The sequence below is a fragment of the Ureibacillus sp. GCM10028918 genome (genome assembly GCF_042666115.1).
GTDB lineage: Bacteria > Bacillota > Bacilli > Bacillales_A > Planococcaceae > Ureibacillus.
In genome coordinates this window covers 408,422-427,044 of the sequence record NZ_JBHTFK010000007.1, presented here as the reverse complement: position 1 = coordinate 427,044, position 18,623 = coordinate 408,422, and the positions used below count along the sequence as shown (strand labels likewise).

Sequence of the window (18,623 nt, the reverse complement as noted above, 5' to 3'; positions counted from 1 at the left end):
CTTTTTTAAACCCTAATTTTATATACAAACGAATTGCTCTTTGTTAAATGTAGCAACAGTTAGACGAATGGGTATTTTGATTTTTCTTTTCTATTACTTTAATTATGAAAGAACACAACTCCACTCCTCTTCCTTGTCCTACTAAACGAGGATTCATTCGAAGCCCCATATCTATAAAATTTTCTTCATAAGCAAAAGCAGCATGTCCAGCTGGAACTTGTGCCGATTGACCAGTGCAAAAAAATCCAAATAATTCATTTTCCATATCAACTAAAGCATAGTATGTACCATCAAGCAATTCATCCAGCGCTTCTTTTTTATATTCACTATTTTAAAAATCATATGGCGATTCGTATTTCCAGTTTAGTATTCGATAAGCGTATTGGTGATTTATGCTTAATGCATTCAGTTGCACGGTGTATATTCACCCCCTCTAATTATTTCGCTAAGTAGTTAGAAACATCCTTTACATTTCGCTATGTGCTTTTGAGTTATTGTACGGAGAACCTTAGGGGCTTTGAGATTTTTTATAGACTTGCACTAACTTTACACACATGTTTTTGGGAGGGATTTCGGATGATGGCTAGTTTAGTAGGTAACAGAGTCACTTTAAGAGAAATGGAAGAAACAGATTGGGTAGATGTGCATGCGTATGCTGCTCTCCCTGATGTTTGCAAGTATCAACCTTGGGGACCAAATTCAGAAGAAGATTCGTGGGAATTTGTTCAGCAAGTCATTTCAGAGAGTAATGAGATCCCTAGATCGCGCTTTGTTTTTGCAGTAATCTTAGAAAATAAACTAATCGGTTCCGGTGAAATCAATATACAAGATTTTATAGATAGAAAAGGTGAAATTGGATATGTAGTACATCCAGATTATTGGGGATTTGGTTACGCTACGGAAGTTGCAAAGATATTAATAGAATTCGGTTTTAAACAATTAAATTTGCATCGAATTTCTGCAACATGTGACCCCCGAAATATAGGTTCTGTGAAGGTCCTGGAAAAGGCAGGCATGATAAGAGAAGGAACGATTCGGGATGACTTTCTAATCCATAACGGCTGGAGAGACTCTCACTTCTACGGTATCCTAGAGCATGAGTGGTTGGAAAGCAAAACTTCTAAAAAATAAATGTAAAGATGAATTTTTATCTTATATACTTTTACGTAAAATCACCTCAACACAAAGAGGTGATTTTTTCAATCTTTTATAGACCATCACAAGAAAAAGACCAGTTAGATATGAGCCCTTCTTTATGTACAATCGGGTTTCCATTTCGATCATAGCAAGCATTAGACGCTTCCATTATTTTTTTATGGGTTAAATACATATCAATCGATAATCCAATAGTAATCATTATAGCGAGAGATGAAATAATAATTGTGATTTGTTTTTTTATATTAAGGTACACTTCATTACACTCCTCATTAAAATCCGCAACAATTATAATTTATGAAAAATTCAAAAGGAATATGACCATACATTGCATATTTTTTTGAACTTCCGATATCTTATATACGGCAAGAAGATGCGAATGTTTCATTTCAATTGAAAGCTTAACTCAAATATTGGATTTCAGTTTTTGACCCACAAGAGTAGATATTATTTTGACGTCTAAACCGTTTTAATTATTAGAGGAATGTAAATAATATAGTCGGCAGCAAGAAGTAAATTCTATTATAGGAGGATTTAATGATGAATGCTCAAAGAGCCCAAGAAATTTCAGAATCACCAGTCATTGCAAATGTATTGTACAACGGAGAAAAGGTCTACATCCAACATGTAGACGCGGACAAAGGAACTGCTAGAATCTATCCTCTCGATGATCCGCAAAAAGAACAAGATGTTCCTTTATCTAATTTAATGGAGCATTAATTAGAAGCAAGAATGTGAGAACATTGGTGTTTTCAATGTTCTCACTTACTATTGCCTGCATTGCAAATCATCACAACATTTCCATCAGGATCTTCTACATTAAACCAAGCCATTTCATAATGCCATTCGATTTCTCGAACTACTTTATAGCCCTTTTCTTTTATGTACTGGTAGGCTTCCTCAATATTCGGCGTATAAAAATTGAAAATTGGACTGGGAATTGGGAAATGCTTGAAGTCTGCGTCAAAGGTGTGGTCATCCAAAGTGAGTGAAGTAGTACCCACTACAGGTACATTAAAAACAGGTGATTTTACTTTCTCTAAATCAACAGTCAATCCAAGTAATTCACTGTACCATTTTACCGATACTTTTAAGCTGCTCACATGCACAAAAACAGCATTCATTTGATTTTTTATAGGGATTGCTTTTTCCATTTGAAAGCTTCCTAAAAATCGCTTATTTTTTGATATAGTCCGAACCCATTTCCAACCGGGTCAACTAAATAAGCTAGATAAAAATCTTCAAATTCCATTCTCTTGCGAACAATCATTGCTCCGTTGTCTAGCGCCTTTCTTAATGGCATCATCAATTGATTCTACCTCTAATTGAATTCTTGTTCCATGGGGATAATCACTTGGTCCTTTACTAATGCCACCATCGATTCCATGTTTTTTTGCTTGTCCAGTCGTCACTGCCCAATAATCCCACTTTGGTTCCGCCACTTCCCATCCAAACACGTTTGAATAAAATGCTGCTGCTTTTTGTGGATCTTGACTACTCATTTCAAATCCAACTACTTTTGCCAATTCACTACCTCCTTTATTGAACTTTTCTTAATCTAACTTCTCAAATAAGTAAAAAATACCTTGAACAACCTATCAAATTTCATTAACAAATTGGAAATTAATGTTACCACATGTAAAGATATCTTTTAGAATAAAACAAATTTTACGGAGCAAATTAGTATCTAGGAGGTGAATCCATGGGGAATAAAAACAGCAAAGAAACAATGAATGTGAGAACCCACAACCCTTTCGAAACCTACGCACATTTGCATCGAAATACAACAAGTCATCGGGATAACCCGGAAGACAATACTGCTGAGATTGCAGAAGAGTTCGATTCAAAAGTTAAAAATAAGAACAATGCAACGAATCATGATAAAAACCAGCAATCAAATAAAAGATAAATTAACCTAAACAACATTGGAGGAATTAATAATGAGTAAAAAGAACAAAGCACAAAAAAATAACAATGACCAAAATAATCAAAAAAAGAATAAGCAAAATAACAACCAAAATAACAACCAAGAGATTGCTCAAGAGTTAGATGTACAAGAAATTAAGCACAACAACAACAACAACAACAATAAAAAACAAAAAAAGAACAGAAATAACTAGTTAACGGTAAATGCACTTAAGGTATCTTTTCGATACTTTTGGTGCATTTATTTTGGCATATTATTCATCATCAAAGATCTCATTTATAAATCTCTCACGATTTTCTAAAAAGTATCTTGTGATTTGGTAATGACTTGTTTCTTCATATTTAATTTCATCTATGGAATCTTCATCAAAATTAAAGATAGTAGCATTAGGATAACCTAAAAGTATTGGCGAATGAGTAGCAATAATAAATTGACTCTCTCCCTCCTGTACTAAATCATATAAAATCCTTAAAAATGCAAGCTGCCTCTGAGGAGATAATGCTGCCTCTGGTTCGTCCAATAAATAAATGGCATTTCCGTTAAATCGATTGGAAAATAAAGACATAAAGGATTCCCCATGAGATTGTTCGTGTAAAGAGCGCCCACCATAAGCATTAAAAGCTGCTACTTCATCTAAGTGCGATGCAAAATTATAAAATGACTCCGCACGAAGAAAGAAACCGTTTGTCACTTTTGGCCACCATGAAAGTCTAATAAACTCACCTAATGCGGATTCGGACCGGTGAACATCATAAAAATTGTTCCTTCCTCCACCAGCAGTATTAAACCCGCATTTTTCTGCTATTGCTTCTAAAAGTGTCGATTTTCCAGAACCATTTTCTCCTACAAAAAACGTTACCTGATTTTGAATCTCTAATTGATCCAGCGTTTTTATTGTCGGAATTGAAAAAGGATATTCATTATAAGTTGGAATAAGATCTCTTTGGAGCTCAATTCTTTTTAGAAACATCATCACCCTCCGTTCGGCTTTCGTTATACAAACTATTATAAATAATAGCTCATAATTATGAGTTCACCTTTCTTGCCCATTCTACGCTCCCCTTCATCAACGTAACCACATTTTTCATATAGATTTTGTGCGAGTACATTTTTAAGGTTCACAGCTAATACAATTTCGTTAATGTGGTTAAAATGCTGATTTATAAAAGCCGGCAATAACTTTAATGCCTGTTTTGCATAGCCTTTTCCTAAATAACGAAAATCTGTTGAAAAAGCTCTCAATAAGATTGCATTAGGGTTTTTAGAATAAGGTTCTACTCCCTTATTTTGATGTAGATTAAAGTACGTAACCAGGTTGCCACCTTCAATAGACAATATGACATATCGGTCTGAATCTTCATTTGAAAGCTGAGTACACTCCATTGGTGAACCGGTAAATCTAAGTTGATCCTCTGTAATTTGATACTGTTCGATTGCCTCTTTATACTTCTCATCATAAAAACAAAGCTCCATCATAAACACCTCAACACCAAGAACACTTGTTCTAATTTTATATTTTTCCGCCTAATTTATCAACCAAATTTTTCAAAAAAATTTTCCTACTTTTTTATTATCCGTCTAGTATTGAAATCCCCTGCTTGGAATATCTTCTTATAGTAATATCAAATTTTGGAGGGTTCCTATGAAAGCCATTATTACAAAGAAATACGGAACACCAGATGTTCTGGAGTTAGATGAAGTTGATCAGCCATTCCAAAAAGATGATGAAGTTTTGGTAAAAGTTAAAGCTGCATCATTAAATTATGGCAACTTGGTTCTTCTATCAGGAAAGCCATTTTTAGCTCGAATGGCATTTGGTTTGTTCAGACCTAAATTTGCTATACCCGGTGGAGATATCGCAGGTATAGTTGAAACGGTTGGTAAAAATGTAACACAATTTCAACCTGGTGATACTGTGTTCGGCGACTTATCCGCTTTCGGTTGGGGAGGATTTGCCGAATATGTCGCTGTCCCAGAACAAGCATTAGTTCATAAGCCGACTAATCTTACTTTTGAAGAAGCCGCCGCTGTTCCGATGGCAGCCGTTACTGCTTTACAGGCCTTGCAAAAAGGCAAAATTATTTCCGGTCAGAAGGTATTAATAAATGGTGCTTCAGGAGGTGTTGGTACCTTTGCCATTCAAATTGCTAAAGCGTACAATGCCGAAGTGACTGCGGTCTGTAGTACAAGAAATATAGAGATTGCACGTTCACTTGGTGCAGATAATGTTATTGACTATACTAAAGAAGATATTTCAAAATTAGAAGCTCGCTTTGATCTTATTCTTGCCGTCAACGGCAATAGTCCAATTTCAGTATATAATCGCTTATTAAAGCCAAATGGTTCTTACGTAATGATTGGTGGTTCAGAAGCCCAAATGTACCAAGCCATGTTCTTAGGTCCTCTTCTTTCCTTAACAAACAAAAAGAACCTGAAGAACATGCTGCAGAAAGCGAATCAAAATGATTTACTATTTATAAAAGAACTTATTGATGCCAATAAAGTTAAACCCGTAATTGATCGCACTTACAAATTAAGCGAACTTAAAGAAGCATTTAAGTATTTTGAACAAGGTCACGCTCAAGGGAAAGTGGTCATTTCTATTTAATTGGGTCCGTGTCTTTTAGATTAAGTCTGTAGCTATACAATACATTCTTTTCTTTAAAGCCTACATTAAAATAAACATGATTTGCTTGGGCATTTTTCCGATCTACGCACAACTTTATTTCCCTTATAGAAGCAAAAGCAAATATTTCTGTTACAACTTCCTTTACTAACTTCGTTCCATATCCTTGATTTTGAGCAGTGAGAGAAATAGCAAAATAATATAATGTAGCCTCTTCCATTGCTAAATCCACCTCAAAATAGGCATACCCAAGCATTTCACCCGTTTTAGATTTCAGCACATTTAAAATACATTTCTCATTTAAGCGATTCACAATTGTTTTGGCATTATAATATGTATTAGGAAATGCTGTTTCATGCAAAGTTTCAAATGCCGGAAAATCACTTTGAGTAAATTTTGTACTTTTTAATTCCTGTACAGCTTCAAAGGTTTCCTTTTTCACCTCTAAAATAAGATACTCTCCAGTCTTAACAGCTTGTAGAGTATTCATAAAATCCTGCTGTTTTAGGTTTTCACTATTTAAAAAGAAATTAAAAGCTCTAATTGTTGGATACTCTTTCAATAGCTGTTCCCACAATTGATGTTGTAAGGTTAGGGATGAAGTTTTATTATATGGTCCCCATACTTCCGCTCTTTCACCATCAATGTCCAACCCAATAGCAGCATCAATTTCCCCATCAGTATTTCTAGCAACTTGAAAAGAAACTTCACCATTTTCTTGAACGAAATCCTCTTTTAATGTTTCATAAACTTCTTCAGCTTTGTCACCGCAATAGCCAATATGAAATGATTTTTGAGTATTTAATTCAACCAGAAATTTTGCTAATTCATCCAAATCATCGACCTCTTCAATTACTCGTGTCATTTAATTCACACCCCATTCCTTTAATAAAAAATTCGTTACTTTATTAAAAAACCCTTTTGAAATAAAAAAAGCGTCTCTTTTTACAGAAACACTTTCCTAAATTAATGAATATCTCTTTTTCTAAAGTTACCGCCTTTTACTTCCGCTACGTCATAGACGGTAACAAAAGCACCAGGGTCGATTTCTTGAATAATCTCTTTCATTTTACTTTCTTCTAAACGATTAATGACACAAGTCACTTCAATGAACTTTTCCTTTGTATAGCCGCCATATGCTTCATTATAAGTAGCACTTCGACCTAGGCGATCACGAATCGTTTCTACTAGCACTTCAGGTTCCAAGGTAATAATTTTAAATGTCTTAGAACCACTTAATCCTTCTTCCACAATATGAATTACTTTAGAAGCGATAAAGTAAGCAATTCCTGAAAGAAAAGCCCCTTGTAGTCCGAAAACTGTGGATACAACAATGAAGACAAATAAATTTAAAAATAATATTAAATCACTAGTCCCAAAAGGCAATTTTTTTGATAATAAGACAGCTAACATATCAATACCATCTAACGCACCGCCATTACGAAGCGCTAACCCCATACCAAATCCAAGGATAATCCCACCCACGACTGTGACTAATAAAGTATCCCCATGAATAATGGTTGGAATATGATGCATCAGCACTGTCCCGACTGCCAATGAAGCAATCCCAACAACTGAATAAACGGCAAAGCTTTTCCCAATCTGCTTATAGCCTAACCATACAAATGGAATGTTCAGTATCCCAATTAAAACCCCTAGAGGTAATCCGAACAATTTTGAGCCAACGATACTTAGTCCCGTTACTCCACCGTCCGATACTTCATTTGGAATTAATACAGCCTCTAATCCATATGCCGCAATTAATCCACCTAAAATAATCATAATCGATTTAGTCAAAATCCTGACTAGATTAGGCTTTTTCTTTTTCACTTTGCTCATCTCGTTTCCTCTTTCCAATCTAGTTTCGTTCGGTTATGTACAGTTTGCACTTATATTTCCCAATATAATTATATAATAGCTTGTCCTCTTCTCAAAACAGCAGCCCTAAAATGTTATATACAAGTACTTTTATTGTGCGCACCAATACCGGTGATAGATACTACAATTTTCACAGATTCATCATTCAGTTAGATAGCATTATTAATGCTATTAATGATGAATCTCAATTTTCTCCCAAGTTGCTTTCCAATTCTTTTGACTAATACGCTTTTCATAAATTGCTGCTCTCTCATTGTCTTCTAATATATAGGGAGTCGGCTTAACCACCATATTCACAACGTCGCTAATTCCGCAGGGTGCAGTTAGAAGAAGAGTGTCATAGCTATCTAACTTAATCCCTAATGCAGTTGCTGTTTCTGGAAATTTTGATATAGCATCAGTTGCAGATTTATAAGGGGCACTGTTATTTCTTATATGCATTCTCGCTTCATTTTTTACGGACCAAGGAATGTTAGGGTAAAGTGATTTGAGCAGCTCTTCATATTGCTTCTCCTTTAATTCATTAAGATTAGATGGATCAAAGTAAATTACGTCCACATCAGGAATTGGTGTACGTTTACTAAAGCCATGTAATGTATCCCAAATTTTCGACCTTACAAACCCGGCACATATCCACCAATCCGGCAAATCCAATGTTTTAGCAGTTTGCAAGATTTCCATCATCCATGGATCCTCTCGAATGATCGAAAGAATCTTTTTTTCATTCAACAATTTTTCCGCCCCTTTATGTACTTGCATCCTCATTAAAAAACTGCCAAATCGGCAGTAGGGATTTAGCTTAATTAGTAAAGATTACACTTGCTTATCGATAATTATTATGTGTAGGCGTAAACAAATCTTCAGCTGAATTTCGTACAAGTGAAAAATTGTCCACATTGTAATGCCCATGCAAAGTCCGGTTATGATGGTCGATAATTTGTCGTCCAGTTAATGTATCCGAATCAGATGTAGAATGTCCATCCCCTACTAGTGTCACGTCAAATCCATTCACTGTTGCCGTTCTTACAGCTGTATCCAGGCAATATTCCGTTTTACACCCCATCATGACAAGATGTTCAATCTTTTGCTCTTTTAGATAGTCGTTTAAGGGCGTCCCATAAAATGAATTCGTTGCAGCCTTGTTAAAAGTGACTGCATGCGATGGCACATTAATCTCCTTGTGCACTTCAAAACCTGGTCCCTCGCCATTTGCAACATCAACATCCCTAACAAATATGATTGAAATATTCTCATCTAACGCCTTTTGAATAACTGTGTTAATATTTGTTATTAATCTTTCTTTTTCAACGACTCCTGGTTCTACGTGGTCCCCATCGATTAATGCTTGTTGTGAATCAATCACTAATAATGCTTGTCTCAAGTAATCTCCTCCTAATGGCAAGTTTCAACTCCAATATATTCTTTAACGTCAGTTGGAAATCCTTTAAAACTTCAGTGTTTTCTTGGAAACTACCTAATACTCTACTATTGAATTCCATAAAAAAGAGCCGGGACAGAATTACAAAATTCTTTGAATGACGGAAAAATCTATATTAAGAATTTGATACATATAAATTGATTGGAGTGGAGGGGCGAGAGTAGCTGACGGCTATGCCTTTCGCTACAGAGCGAAGCTTCCTGGGGGAATAGCACGTGTGAGAGACGCTCGTGTCGAGCCGTGCCATGGATGCGCGTCCGGCGCAACGGAAATCAATTTTAGCTATATCAAGAAAACACAATTTTCCTACTTTAGGAAAATGGTGTTTTCGGGTTATGTCCCAGCCTCCATTTATTCATTTGCTGGAACTATTGGCCAGATTCTAACTACTGCCTTTTTGGCATAATGTAAAATCGGTTTTTTATGATCCGGCACGATGTTAAAGCTGGATAACAAGGTATTTCGATGGAATTCAGCATCAGCTTTCTCCAACAACCACGGCTCATGCATAATATCCACCCGGAAAGGAACACCTTTTTTACTAACGGTATAGAGACAATATCGTTCCACTAACCATTCTTCCAATGATCCTTTGTCTGCCTTTGATGGTGTAGAGATCGACTTATAATTGCACAGCAACTGAATACCTGACTTTTTTTCACTCTCGAATATGATTAATTCCTTCGCCTTCTTGTGCTGCATATCCATGTAGGAATATGGTAAACGGAAAAATGTTCTAGCAGAGAAAGCCGCAAGAAAGTTTGCGGCCGTTAAACTAAAAAAATAAACTCCTGGCTTTCCATTTAAAGTCACGTAAGTTCGGACATTAAAACCTGGAAAAGCAGCCATTCCTGGCACTGGCGGCAACCCCCTTAAATGCATAGAGCTTGTTAAGTACGGCACAACACTAACCCAGCCCGTTTGATAAAACGTATCTAATGTCAACTCACTTGGCACCAATTTCTCTAAAACCTTGCGTGATACTGGATAATGTGCAAATAAGACATCGTTCCAAGTCTGCTTCATCATCCATGGCAAATTGGTAGTTAACTTTCGCTTCTCCGTTAAGCTGCCTTCTTTAACAAACGTTTGCTCTTTCATTTCCTTGGTGTCACCACCCTAAGTTAATTGTCATATTTCTAGTGTTAACTAAATTCCAGGGAACCAACCAGGTATATTCACTATCTTGTTCCATAGTGGATCTGGTACAACTAACTCTTCTTGCTTCTCTTTATCAATCTTCGTAACGATTTCATCTTCTTTTCCACTTGCTACTTTTTGAACCCAATCTGGATCGATGATTAATTCTCTACCTAAGGCTAATAAAGGTATACCTGTGGCAAATGCATTACGTGCATCTTCAGCACTATAAATGGAACCTACCCCAATTAGTGGGACACGCTCATTAATCTTCTCGAGTAAATACTCTATACGTGTTTTTGATAGATCTTCAACACCTCTTCTAGCAGTTGAGAAGAATTCACCTAATGAAACATGCAAGTAATCCAAGCCTTTCTCAGCTAAAGCATCTACTAACGTTAGGGTATCCCCCATTGTAATGCCCTTTTCTTCTGGTTCTTCTGGAGAAAAACGATATCCAACAATAAAAGAAGCATCACCGTGCTTTTCTACAACACTTTTCACCTTATCTACAACGGCTAATGGAAAAGCCATCCGTTTTTCTAAGCTTCCTCCAAAGCGGTCGTCACGTCTATTGGAATGTCCCGAGAAAAATTGTTGAATCAAATAGCCATTTGCTCCGTGAATTTCAACACCATCGTAACCTGCTTGGATGGCTCGGCGAGTCGCTTCACCATAAGCTTCAATGATTTCTTCGGCCTCTGATTCCGTTAAAGGTTTCGGTATTTTCCCTTCTTCTCCTCCACTTACTGCCGGCACATCGCTTGCACTCACAATTACGCCGTTTGGAACTAACTCAGGAGGCGACATTTTTCCTCCGTGGTAGATTTGTAAAACTGCTTTTGCTCCTTGTTCTTTTATAGCTGTTGCTACACGCTTTAGGCTTGGAATAAACTCATCACTATGGGATGCAAATTGTCCATGAAAACCTTGGCCATTCGGTGTAACATGAGTACACGCCGTAATAACCATACTTACACCACTTGAACGACGCGAATAGTATTTAATTTCCGCATCTGTCACTGTACCATCCACATTTGAAGAATAGTGCGTCATAGGTGCCATAACGAGTCGATTTTTTAATTCCACTCCATTCGGTAATGTAAATGTTGTTAATAAGTTTTCATATCTTTCGTTCATGTTTTGTTCCTCCCCTTAACTGACTGCAGATCTATCTAGAAAACGCATACTAACTTCCAAAATATAGACCTTATTTATATACTAAACAAACAAACCCAATTTTAGTAAATGATATGCTTGGGAAGTATGCTTAATGGCGTGGGTCTAACAACATACAGATACTCCAAGTAAAGAAAGGTCAGGCACGCAGCTCGCCAATCATAAAGGCACTTTCCTATCAGCTATTTACAAGTCTATACCTTTAGTAATTTACACTATATACAAAGTCTGTATTGAATGAGCTGGCACTCGACGCCCATATAAAATCCCAAACCAATTCTACTAATTTCCTATATCCCAATTTTTCCAGCATTCTTCTTGAGCGGATATTGGCTTCATGCGTTTCAGCATTAAAAAACCGTATTTCCTAACTCTTTTAGAACATGGGCCATCAAACATAAAGTTGAATTGGATCCGATCTCTTTTCCCCATAAGCAACTCTCCCCGATAGCGATTCCTATTTCTGTGGTATTTTCTTTTATACAGGCTAAATCTCCATAGCCAATTAATTTGCCATTATACTCTATACCCAGTCGAATAAATTTGTTAGATAAGTTATTTACACAACGAGTCCACCAGCTATACAATTCATCTTTACTTCTATTATTCTCCCACCCATTTGCTTCACAAAAATTGCCATTCATACTCCATTTTAAAGATTGTTTGATAATCCTCTATTTTTATAGGACGAATTTTTATGTATTTTCTAAGTTCTGTTTGGTTTGCACTTCCATCTCCATCTCATAATCCAAATAGTCACCATTAAATTACTTCAACAAAAAAGCATAAACCCTCCTTGAAGCAAATAACCAAAATGCTGTGTAGATTAGTCTTCTGAAAAGCATTTAGGCCAAGAAAAGTGGATGATTTACCATTTTTATGCTATATCCGTTAAATTTAATTATATTTTCACAAATAGTTAATTTATAGCAGTACAAGCCTAATGCACTAGACATCCCATTTAAATTACCCTCTTAAACTTAAGACCTATTGAATATAGACTATGTCGAGTTTTGTTGTTTATAATAGAAAGATGTCGAATTTTGAAGGTGGTATTATTGGACGATATCGTAATTACCGGTTATGGAATTAAAGCACCAGGCATTTTAGATAAATTGAGTTTTTTAAATGTACTAGAAAAAGGCATTTGTACACAGAGTATTTTAAACAAAACAAATTCATCGAATGCTGATATTGTTGTCGGATTGATCGAGGATAACTTTCTAGAGATAAAAGGAAAGAATTATAAACGCCACTCGCGTTCCGTTCGAATGGCGATTGCTGCTGCAATAGATGCATCGGAAATGTCCAATTTGGATTATTTCGAACCACACCGTGTTGCAGTAATTATGGGAACATCTGCTGGAGCTATTCTTGAAATCGAACAATACTCCAAGGATTTTTTTGATATAAAAACAACCCCTATTCAAGGGGTTTCATATGCAGATACACATACACTTTCAGGATCTGTGGCAGAAGCGGTCGGTTTGTGCGGGCCAGCCTTTACTTTAACAAATGGCTGCACTGCCAGTTTAGATGCAGTCTCAATGGGGAAACTCCTACTTGAAAGTGGTACTGTAGATGCTTGCATAGTAGGTGGTTCAGACGCTCCTATAGGCCAATGGACAATCAATGGCTTTAAAAAATTAAGAGCACTATCAATCGATGCAACTATAGGGAATGCAGGTGTACCCTTCTCAACAGAGCATCGTGGTTTTGTTTTATCGGAGGGTGCTGGCGTAATTGTGCTGGAACGTAGTCAAACAGCAAAAGCACGTAGACAGAGAATATACGGGAAAATAGAACAAGTCATCTCGAGGAATGAGGGACAAAAACTACTAAGCTCTGATACATCAGGTAGACATATGCTTGAAGTTTTCCAGGAAGCCATTAGACATACTGTACCAAGCTATGTAAACAGTCAGGCACTGGGTTTAGAAGTAAATGATAGGATTGAAAGTTTCATTCTTAAAGAAACATTTGGTTCAACTGTACCGATTACTTCTATTAAGGGAATGATTGGACATTCATTTGGTTCGATGGGAGCAATTCAAATTATTTCGTCGCTGCTTTCAATGGAGTATGGTTTTATACCCCCTACCATTAAAACAAAGGGCGTTGGTTTTAACGATATTCCAATTGTTCTTGAAACCAGATATCAAGCTGTTGAGTCCGTATGCATTACTACTCATGGAAGTAGCGGGAATAATGCTTGTCTACTACTGACCCATTCATAGGAGGCTCACTGAATGTTTTTTACTTTTTTAATTTTATTGTCTTTTATTCCCCTATTTGTTGGGATTACGCTATTAGTTTTATTTAAAAAATACAAACTATCAAAAGTATTGTTTTTACTTCTTATAATGGTAACATTTTGGCAACTGGATATTGCCTTTTTATATGCAGATGAATTATTTAGTGAAGAGATTATTACCTTCTTCTTCAAGCTCCTGCGATTTGGTTCCATTATGATAACGCCGGCAATCTTTCATATAGGATATACAATAGTGCAAGAAATTTTGCCGGATCATTTACAAAAGAAGTGGCAAAATTTTGTCAATCTTCCTACTGTCCTTGCATTCTATGGATTGGCTTTTCTAGTATATATCGTAGGTTGGAGTGATAACGGAGTCAGTACTTTAGAACTTATACAGATAGACTCTAATACATTCTACTTCCCAGTTTACGGAGAACTTTATTGGACTTTCTATTTCAATATAATCCTCTTCCTAGTTAGCGTGACTACCTGTTTATTGATCAGTTTGAATGTAAAGAAGAAAAGTGAACGTTCTTTTCTAGTTTATTTTAATATTTTTTCATCAATTGGATATGTGATAGGCACCTTAAATATGTTCCCATCAACAAAATTATACCCAAGTTCAATTGCGTTGCTAGTCTATGCCCTTTCTATATTGATCCTAACTAGCAGAATGCATCTAGAAATTATGAATAAGATGAATAAGAAGTTAAATGAACAAAAGAAGTTTCTATATCAAGTTATTGATTTAAATCCAAACTATATCTATGCTCAAGACGAAAAAGGTCGTTATACACTTATGAATCAATCCTATGCACAGTTAATGGGAATGAATATTCAAGAAATGCTTGGAAAGAGCGACAATGATTTACGAAAGAATCAGATCGAAGAAATTCACACCTTTAATCAAGAGAATGATTTATTCAAGTTGACCGAAAAAGTCTTGATTAGGGAAGAATCCGTTACAGCTGCTTCAGGTGAGAAGATTTGGGTACAAACCGTCAAAGTACCAATCAATCTTAATGATGGCTCATCAATACTCGCTGTATCAACGGATATTACTGAACGAAAACAATATGAGGATGAAATCAAGTTTCAAGCTTACCATGATTCTTTAACTGGGTTACCTAATAGAAGAAAGTTCAACGAGGATTTAACAAATCTTATAGATAGTGCTAAAACAGGAATAAGTCAGAGTGCAATTATGTTTCTCGATTTAGACCGTTTTAAATATATTAATGATACACTTGGGCATGATATTGGTGATTGCTTATTAATTGAAGTATCAAGCCGAATTGAGAACTTACTCAATTCAAGACACTATTCTGCCAACATCTATCGCCTTGGAGGAGATGAATTTACCATTCTCCTTCCACATTACGATAAGACAGAAAGTGAAGACTTTGCAAATGAATTATTAGAACAGTTTAAAAAAGGGTTTTTAATAGATGGAAGCGAGTATTTTATCACCCCAAGTATTGGTATCAGCATTTTCCCGGATGATGGAGATGATGCGAATACATTGATAAAACATGCCGATACCGCTATGTATTATGTAAAAGAAAGAGGAAAAAACAATCATCAATTATTCACTTCAGAAATGCAAAGCACATTCTATCGAAAAATGATGATTGAAAAACAATTACGAACAGCACTAGAGCATGATGAATTCGAACTTTACTATCAGCCATTAATCGATCTGAAAACCAATGAAATTATTGCTATGGAGTCTCTTTTAAGGTGGAATAACGAATTTTTAGGACATGTGCCGCCAGATGAATTTATTTCCGTTGCAGAAGAAACTGGTATGATCATACCAATTGGCCAATGGGTGTTAAAGACGGCAATTCAGCAAAATGCAAAATGGCTGAGTGAAGGATTCAAGCCATTAAAAATAAGTATTAATGTTTCAGTGAGACAATTACTTGATCCATTGTTTGTTGAAGATGTAAAAAATGCCTTAGCCGACGCTGCCAGTGATGTGAACAATATTATCCTAGAGATAACCGAGAGCATTGCAATGTATGAATACTCGATGATAGAAAAGCTGAATAATATAAAAAAACTGGGTGTCATCCTCTCAATGGATGACTTTGGGACAGGGTACTCATCCCTTAGCTATTTAAATAAGTATCCATTGGATTCCTTGAAAATAGATAAATCCTTTGTAATTGGCATGAATCAAGATGATGAGAATAAGGCCATTGTTAAAACAATCATTGCAATTGCAAAACAACTTGATTTAAGAGTTATAGCTGAGGGAGTCGAAGGTCAGGAAGAAGCTTGCTTCTTGAAAGAAATAGGCTGTGATTACGGTCAAGGGTATTATTTTAGTCGCCCGCTTCCTGCAAGAGAATTCGAAGAGAAATGGCTAGCATCTGTTAAATAAATGATTATTGCATAGTTAACCTTTATAAATTAATATAACTTTATAATAAATTAAAAGGCATTCAGAATGAAATCATTCTGAATGCCTTTAGATTTTTATTCTCACATGCCTCCGACTTTATCAAGGTCTAGTGAGTTCACGTAAACTAGATATTAACGCAAATTTCGGTAATTGTCAGCTAATTCTTAATTTCGGATTTATAGAAGCTACTTCCCTGAAAAAGGTTCCCCTGTTAGCTCCAACCTCACTACAACTTAATAGGTATTCTCTCCTATAATTACCAGCCTACTAAGCGCCAATTCTATATTATTATAGTTATTGAGGTGATGAAAATGATAAAAATTTATACATACCCCGTAATTTTTGCGGTAGAGGATAATGAAACAGATGAGGGAGATTTGCACGTTTATATAAGAATCCCTGATCTTATGGATGCTGGATTTTCATTCGCTTCTTCTACTGGTCATACGGAAGAAGATATCTTAGCAATAGCTAAGGATTGCATGAATATGTCCATTAAGGATGGGCTTCGACGTGACTTACAGGCCCCATTGGCATCGAAACTTGGCAACATCGATCTAAAGAGACACCTTTCTCGGTATGATGAGGAAGATATAGATCTTAAAAGTATTGCAATCGAGTGGATAAAAACTGAGGTGTAAAGCCTCAGTTTTTTTTTGCGGTTAATAACTAACAAAAATGCCCCTCATATCACTATCGTTTAGCACCTCAATAAAAATCAATTTATCCTTTTCATTATTTTAAAAAAACAGAATATTGTGTTAATATCATTATATCTTAATAGAATTGGAGAGTTGTTATGATTAATTTTGCTAAGCCTGGTGTAGAACAATTTTTTCAAACATTAACTGTTTCAAATTTCACGGTTAGCTCCGATGAAAAACAGGTAGTATTCAGTACTAATCTCAACGGACATTTCAACCTATGGGCAATGGATTTGCCAAATCAATTCCCTTACCCTCTTACCTTTAATAATCAAAGTGCCGCATTTCTTTCTTATGCTAAAACAGGTGAATTCATTATTGCCGGCTTTGACCAGGATGGAGATGAAAATGCGCAAATTTATGCGGTATCTCCTCAAGGTGGCACATTCTACCCTCTTCGCACACATGAAGGCGAACGCCATTTCTTCTCACATTTAAGTGAGGATGGAAAACGACTCTACTATGCAACTACCTTTGGCAATACAACTTACTTTAATAACTATGTTTATAATATTGAAACAGGAGAAGAAAAACTCTTGCTTAAAGGTGAAGAAGCACCAACATTTATCGAGACAGTGAGCCCAAACGAAGAATCCTTTGTTGCCATCAAGCAATATGGCAATACTAACTCCGTCGCTTATGTCCATATTGGCGAAGAGAAGTTCTTGCTGACTCCAGAAACGACAGAACAGCATACAGTTACAGGAATTGCCTATACATCTGATTCAGAAATCTTTTTTTTAACAGACTACAACGCTGACTTAACTTATCTAGCAAAGTTCAACCTTTCAACAAAGGAAATTTCAATCGAATTACAGCTTGATAAAGAAGATTTCACAAACTTAACTTATTCCAAGAAAGATAACTCTCTCTATCTAGTAGGATCTTATGGTGTAGAAGACCGCTTATATGAATACAAGCTAGAAAATGGCGAGCTAGTAGCTTTAAATACGCCGACAAGTGTGATTGATAAATTAGTTGTTGCTTCAAGTGGCAGCCTTTACGTTCTTGGCCGCAACGCAACAACACCTGGAAACCTTTTCATATCAAAGGATAAAGGAACAACTTGGGAAGAGTTGACACATTATCGTGTTCCAGGTGTAAGTGATGAAGAACTAGTTGAACCAGAAGTGTTGACTTACCCTTCTTTTGATGGAATGGAAATTGAAGCACTATTCTTTAGAGCGAAAGAAGAAAATTCAAATGGACATGTTGTGCTTTGGCCACACGGTGGACCACAAGCTTTAGAACGAAAAACTTTCCGTTCGATGTTCCAATCTCTTATTTATAGTGGATATTCAATATTCGCACCAAACTTCCGTGGCTCTACTAACTATGGACTCAAGTTTTCCAAGTTGGTTGAAGGAGACTGGGGTCATGGTCCTCGTCTAGATAACATCCAAGGTTTAGAATGGTTAATTGAAAAGGGCTATGCAGACAGAGAAAAGATTATGCTGCTAGGCGGAAGCTATGGTGGGTATATGGCCCTTCTGCTCCATGGTAGACATGCAGAGTACTTTAAAGCAGTAGTGGACATTTTTGGTCCGAGCGATCTCTTCTCCTTTATCGCATCGGTGCCAGAGTTTTGGAAGCCATATATGGAACAATGGGTTGGTGATCCTGTAAAAGATAAAGAAAGACTTACAAAGGATTCCCCTATTACTTATTTAGATGGGATGACAAAACCTATGCTCGTGATTCAAGGAGCAAATGACCCTCGCGTTGTGCAAAAGGAATCCGACCAGATTGTTGCTGCACTGAAGGAAAAAGGGCGCGAAGTGGAATACATTGTATTAGAAGATGAAGGTCATGGCTTCTCCAAAAAGCAAAACGAAATTCTTGTTTACGGAAAAATTATTGAATTCTTCAATCAACATATTGCTGAAGTGAAGCCAGTAGTATAAGAAAT

The 18,623-nt window shown here is 36.2% G+C and carries 22 protein-coding genes; 9 read left to right on the top strand and 13 right to left on the bottom strand.

Annotated elements, in window-relative coordinates; all coding sequences use genetic code 11:
• Positions 1–43 precede the first annotated feature (43 nt).
• Positions 44–298, bottom strand: coding sequence for a hypothetical protein (locus ACFQU5_RS11450; RefSeq protein ID WP_390287855.1), 255 nt, complete (start codon positions 296–298; stop codon positions 44–46).
• Positions 299–576: 278 nt separating this feature from the next.
• Between ACFQU5_RS11450 and ACFQU5_RS11445 the strand changes: the two genes are divergently transcribed.
• Positions 577–1,131, top strand: coding sequence for a GNAT family N-acetyltransferase (locus ACFQU5_RS11445; RefSeq protein WP_390287853.1), 555 nt, complete (start codon positions 577–579; stop codon positions 1,129–1,131).
• Positions 1,132–1,207: 76 nt separating this feature from the next.
• On the opposite strand, the gene ACFQU5_RS11440 is transcribed toward ACFQU5_RS11445, so the two are convergent.
• A complete protein-coding gene (locus ACFQU5_RS11440) occupies positions 1,208–1,411 on the bottom strand; it encodes a hypothetical protein (RefSeq protein ID WP_390287851.1) in 204 nt (67 codons plus the stop codon).
• A gap of 284 nt (positions 1,412–1,695) precedes the next feature.
• Between ACFQU5_RS11440 and ACFQU5_RS11435 the strand changes: the two genes are divergently transcribed.
• The gene (locus ACFQU5_RS11435) at positions 1,696–1,875 is read left to right on the top strand and encodes a small acid-soluble spore protein H (protein WP_390287849.1); all 180 of its coding nucleotides are present in this window, start codon (positions 1,696–1,698) and stop codon (positions 1,873–1,875) included.
• A 41-nt stretch (positions 1,876–1,916) separates the two neighbouring features.
• On the opposite strand, the gene ACFQU5_RS11430 is transcribed toward ACFQU5_RS11435, so the two are convergent.
• Together ACFQU5_RS11430 and ACFQU5_RS11425 are read right to left on the bottom strand one after the other, a co-directional pair.
• The gene (locus tag ACFQU5_RS11430) at positions 1,917–2,309 is read right to left on the bottom strand and encodes a VOC family protein (protein ID WP_390287848.1); all 393 of its coding nucleotides are present in this window, start codon (positions 2,307–2,309) and stop codon (positions 1,917–1,919) included.
• Positions 2,310–2,396: 87 nt separating this feature from the next.
• Positions 2,397–2,681: a VOC family protein gene (locus ACFQU5_RS11425; RefSeq protein ID WP_390287846.1), complete on the bottom strand. Its 285-nt coding sequence runs from the start codon at positions 2,679–2,681 to the stop codon at positions 2,397–2,399.
• A gap of 176 nt (positions 2,682–2,857) precedes the next feature.
• On the opposite strand from ACFQU5_RS11425, the gene ACFQU5_RS11420 reads away from it, so the two are divergent.
• Together ACFQU5_RS11420 and ACFQU5_RS11415 are read left to right on the top strand one after the other, a co-directional pair.
• The gene (locus ACFQU5_RS11420; RefSeq protein ID WP_390287844.1) at positions 2,858–3,064 is read left to right on the top strand and encodes a hypothetical protein; all 207 of its coding nucleotides are present in this window, start codon (positions 2,858–2,860) and stop codon (positions 3,062–3,064) included.
• Positions 3,065–3,095: 31 nt separating this feature from the next.
• On the top strand, positions 3,096–3,275 hold the full coding sequence (locus ACFQU5_RS11415) for a hypothetical protein (RefSeq protein WP_390287842.1): 180 nt from the start codon (positions 3,096–3,098) through the stop codon (positions 3,273–3,275).
• Positions 3,276–3,335: 60 nt separating this feature from the next.
• Here the strand turns inward: ACFQU5_RS11415 and ACFQU5_RS11410 are convergent, their stop codons facing one another.
• Entirely contained in the window at positions 3,336–4,052 is a 717-nt protein-coding gene (locus ACFQU5_RS11410; protein WP_390287840.1) for an AAA family ATPase, read from the bottom strand.
• A gap of 35 nt (positions 4,053–4,087) precedes the next feature.
• Entirely contained in the window at positions 4,088–4,555 is a 468-nt protein-coding gene (locus ACFQU5_RS11405; RefSeq protein WP_390287838.1) for a GNAT family N-acetyltransferase, read from the bottom strand.
• Between the two features lie 169 nt (positions 4,556–4,724).
• Between ACFQU5_RS11405 and ACFQU5_RS11400 the strand changes: the two genes are divergently transcribed.
• On the top strand, positions 4,725–5,690 hold the full coding sequence (locus ACFQU5_RS11400; RefSeq protein WP_390287836.1) for an NAD(P)-dependent alcohol dehydrogenase: 966 nt from the start codon (positions 4,725–4,727) through the stop codon (positions 5,688–5,690).
• Here ACFQU5_RS11400 and ACFQU5_RS11395 read toward each other — a convergent pair.
• From ACFQU5_RS11395 to ACFQU5_RS11365, 7 genes are all read right to left on the bottom strand, one after another.
• The gene (locus ACFQU5_RS11395; protein ID WP_390287834.1) at positions 5,683–6,543 is read right to left on the bottom strand and encodes a GNAT family N-acetyltransferase; all 861 of its coding nucleotides are present in this window, start codon (positions 6,541–6,543) and stop codon (positions 5,683–5,685) included. The genes ACFQU5_RS11400 and ACFQU5_RS11395 overlap by 8 nt on opposite strands.
• Before the next feature lie 131 nt (positions 6,544–6,674).
• Positions 6,675–7,547, bottom strand: coding sequence for a YitT family protein (locus tag ACFQU5_RS11390; RefSeq protein WP_390287833.1), 873 nt, complete (start codon positions 7,545–7,547; stop codon positions 6,675–6,677).
• Positions 7,548–7,757: 210 nt separating this feature from the next.
• Positions 7,758–8,345, bottom strand: a complete 588-nt coding sequence (locus ACFQU5_RS11385; protein WP_390287952.1) for a nucleotidyltransferase family protein — start codon at positions 8,343–8,345, stop codon at positions 7,758–7,760.
• Between the two features lie 64 nt (positions 8,346–8,409).
• Positions 8,410–8,967 (bottom strand): isochorismatase family protein, encoded by a 558-nt coding sequence (locus tag ACFQU5_RS11380; RefSeq protein ID WP_390287831.1) that lies wholly within the window; start codon positions 8,965–8,967, stop codon positions 8,410–8,412.
• Positions 8,968–9,375: 408 nt separating this feature from the next.
• Complete coding sequence (locus ACFQU5_RS11375; protein ID WP_390287829.1) at positions 9,376–10,125, bottom strand: YqjF family protein; 750 nt, start codon at positions 10,123–10,125, stop codon at positions 9,376–9,378.
• A gap of 48 nt (positions 10,126–10,173) precedes the next feature.
• The gene (locus ACFQU5_RS11370) at positions 10,174–11,304 is read right to left on the bottom strand and encodes an NADH-dependent flavin oxidoreductase (protein WP_390287827.1); all 1,131 of its coding nucleotides are present in this window, start codon (positions 11,302–11,304) and stop codon (positions 10,174–10,176) included.
• 321 nt (positions 11,305–11,625) lie between these two features.
• Positions 11,626–11,775, bottom strand: coding sequence for a hypothetical protein (locus tag ACFQU5_RS11365; protein WP_390287825.1), 150 nt, complete (start codon positions 11,773–11,775; stop codon positions 11,626–11,628).
• 626 nt (positions 11,776–12,401) lie between these two features.
• On the opposite strand from ACFQU5_RS11365, the gene ACFQU5_RS11360 reads away from it, so the two are divergent.
• The 4 genes from ACFQU5_RS11360 (at position 12,402) to ACFQU5_RS11345 (ending at position 18,618) form a co-directional block, all read left to right on the top strand.
• On the top strand, positions 12,402–13,580 hold the full coding sequence (locus tag ACFQU5_RS11360; RefSeq protein ID WP_390287823.1) for a beta-ketoacyl synthase N-terminal-like domain-containing protein: 1,179 nt from the start codon (positions 12,402–12,404) through the stop codon (positions 13,578–13,580).
• A gap of 12 nt (positions 13,581–13,592) precedes the next feature.
• Positions 13,593–15,989: a sensor domain-containing protein gene (locus tag ACFQU5_RS11355; RefSeq protein WP_390287821.1), complete on the top strand. Its 2,397-nt coding sequence runs from the start codon at positions 13,593–13,595 to the stop codon at positions 15,987–15,989.
• 332 nt (positions 15,990–16,321) lie between these two features.
• The gene (locus ACFQU5_RS11350) at positions 16,322–16,651 is read left to right on the top strand and encodes a hypothetical protein (RefSeq protein WP_390287819.1); all 330 of its coding nucleotides are present in this window, start codon (positions 16,322–16,324) and stop codon (positions 16,649–16,651) included.
• A 158-nt stretch (positions 16,652–16,809) separates the two neighbouring features.
• Positions 16,810–18,618, top strand: a complete 1,809-nt coding sequence (locus ACFQU5_RS11345; protein WP_390287817.1) for a prolyl oligopeptidase family serine peptidase — start codon at positions 16,810–16,812, stop codon at positions 18,616–18,618.
• The last annotated feature ends 5 nt before the right edge of the window (positions 18,619–18,623 follow it).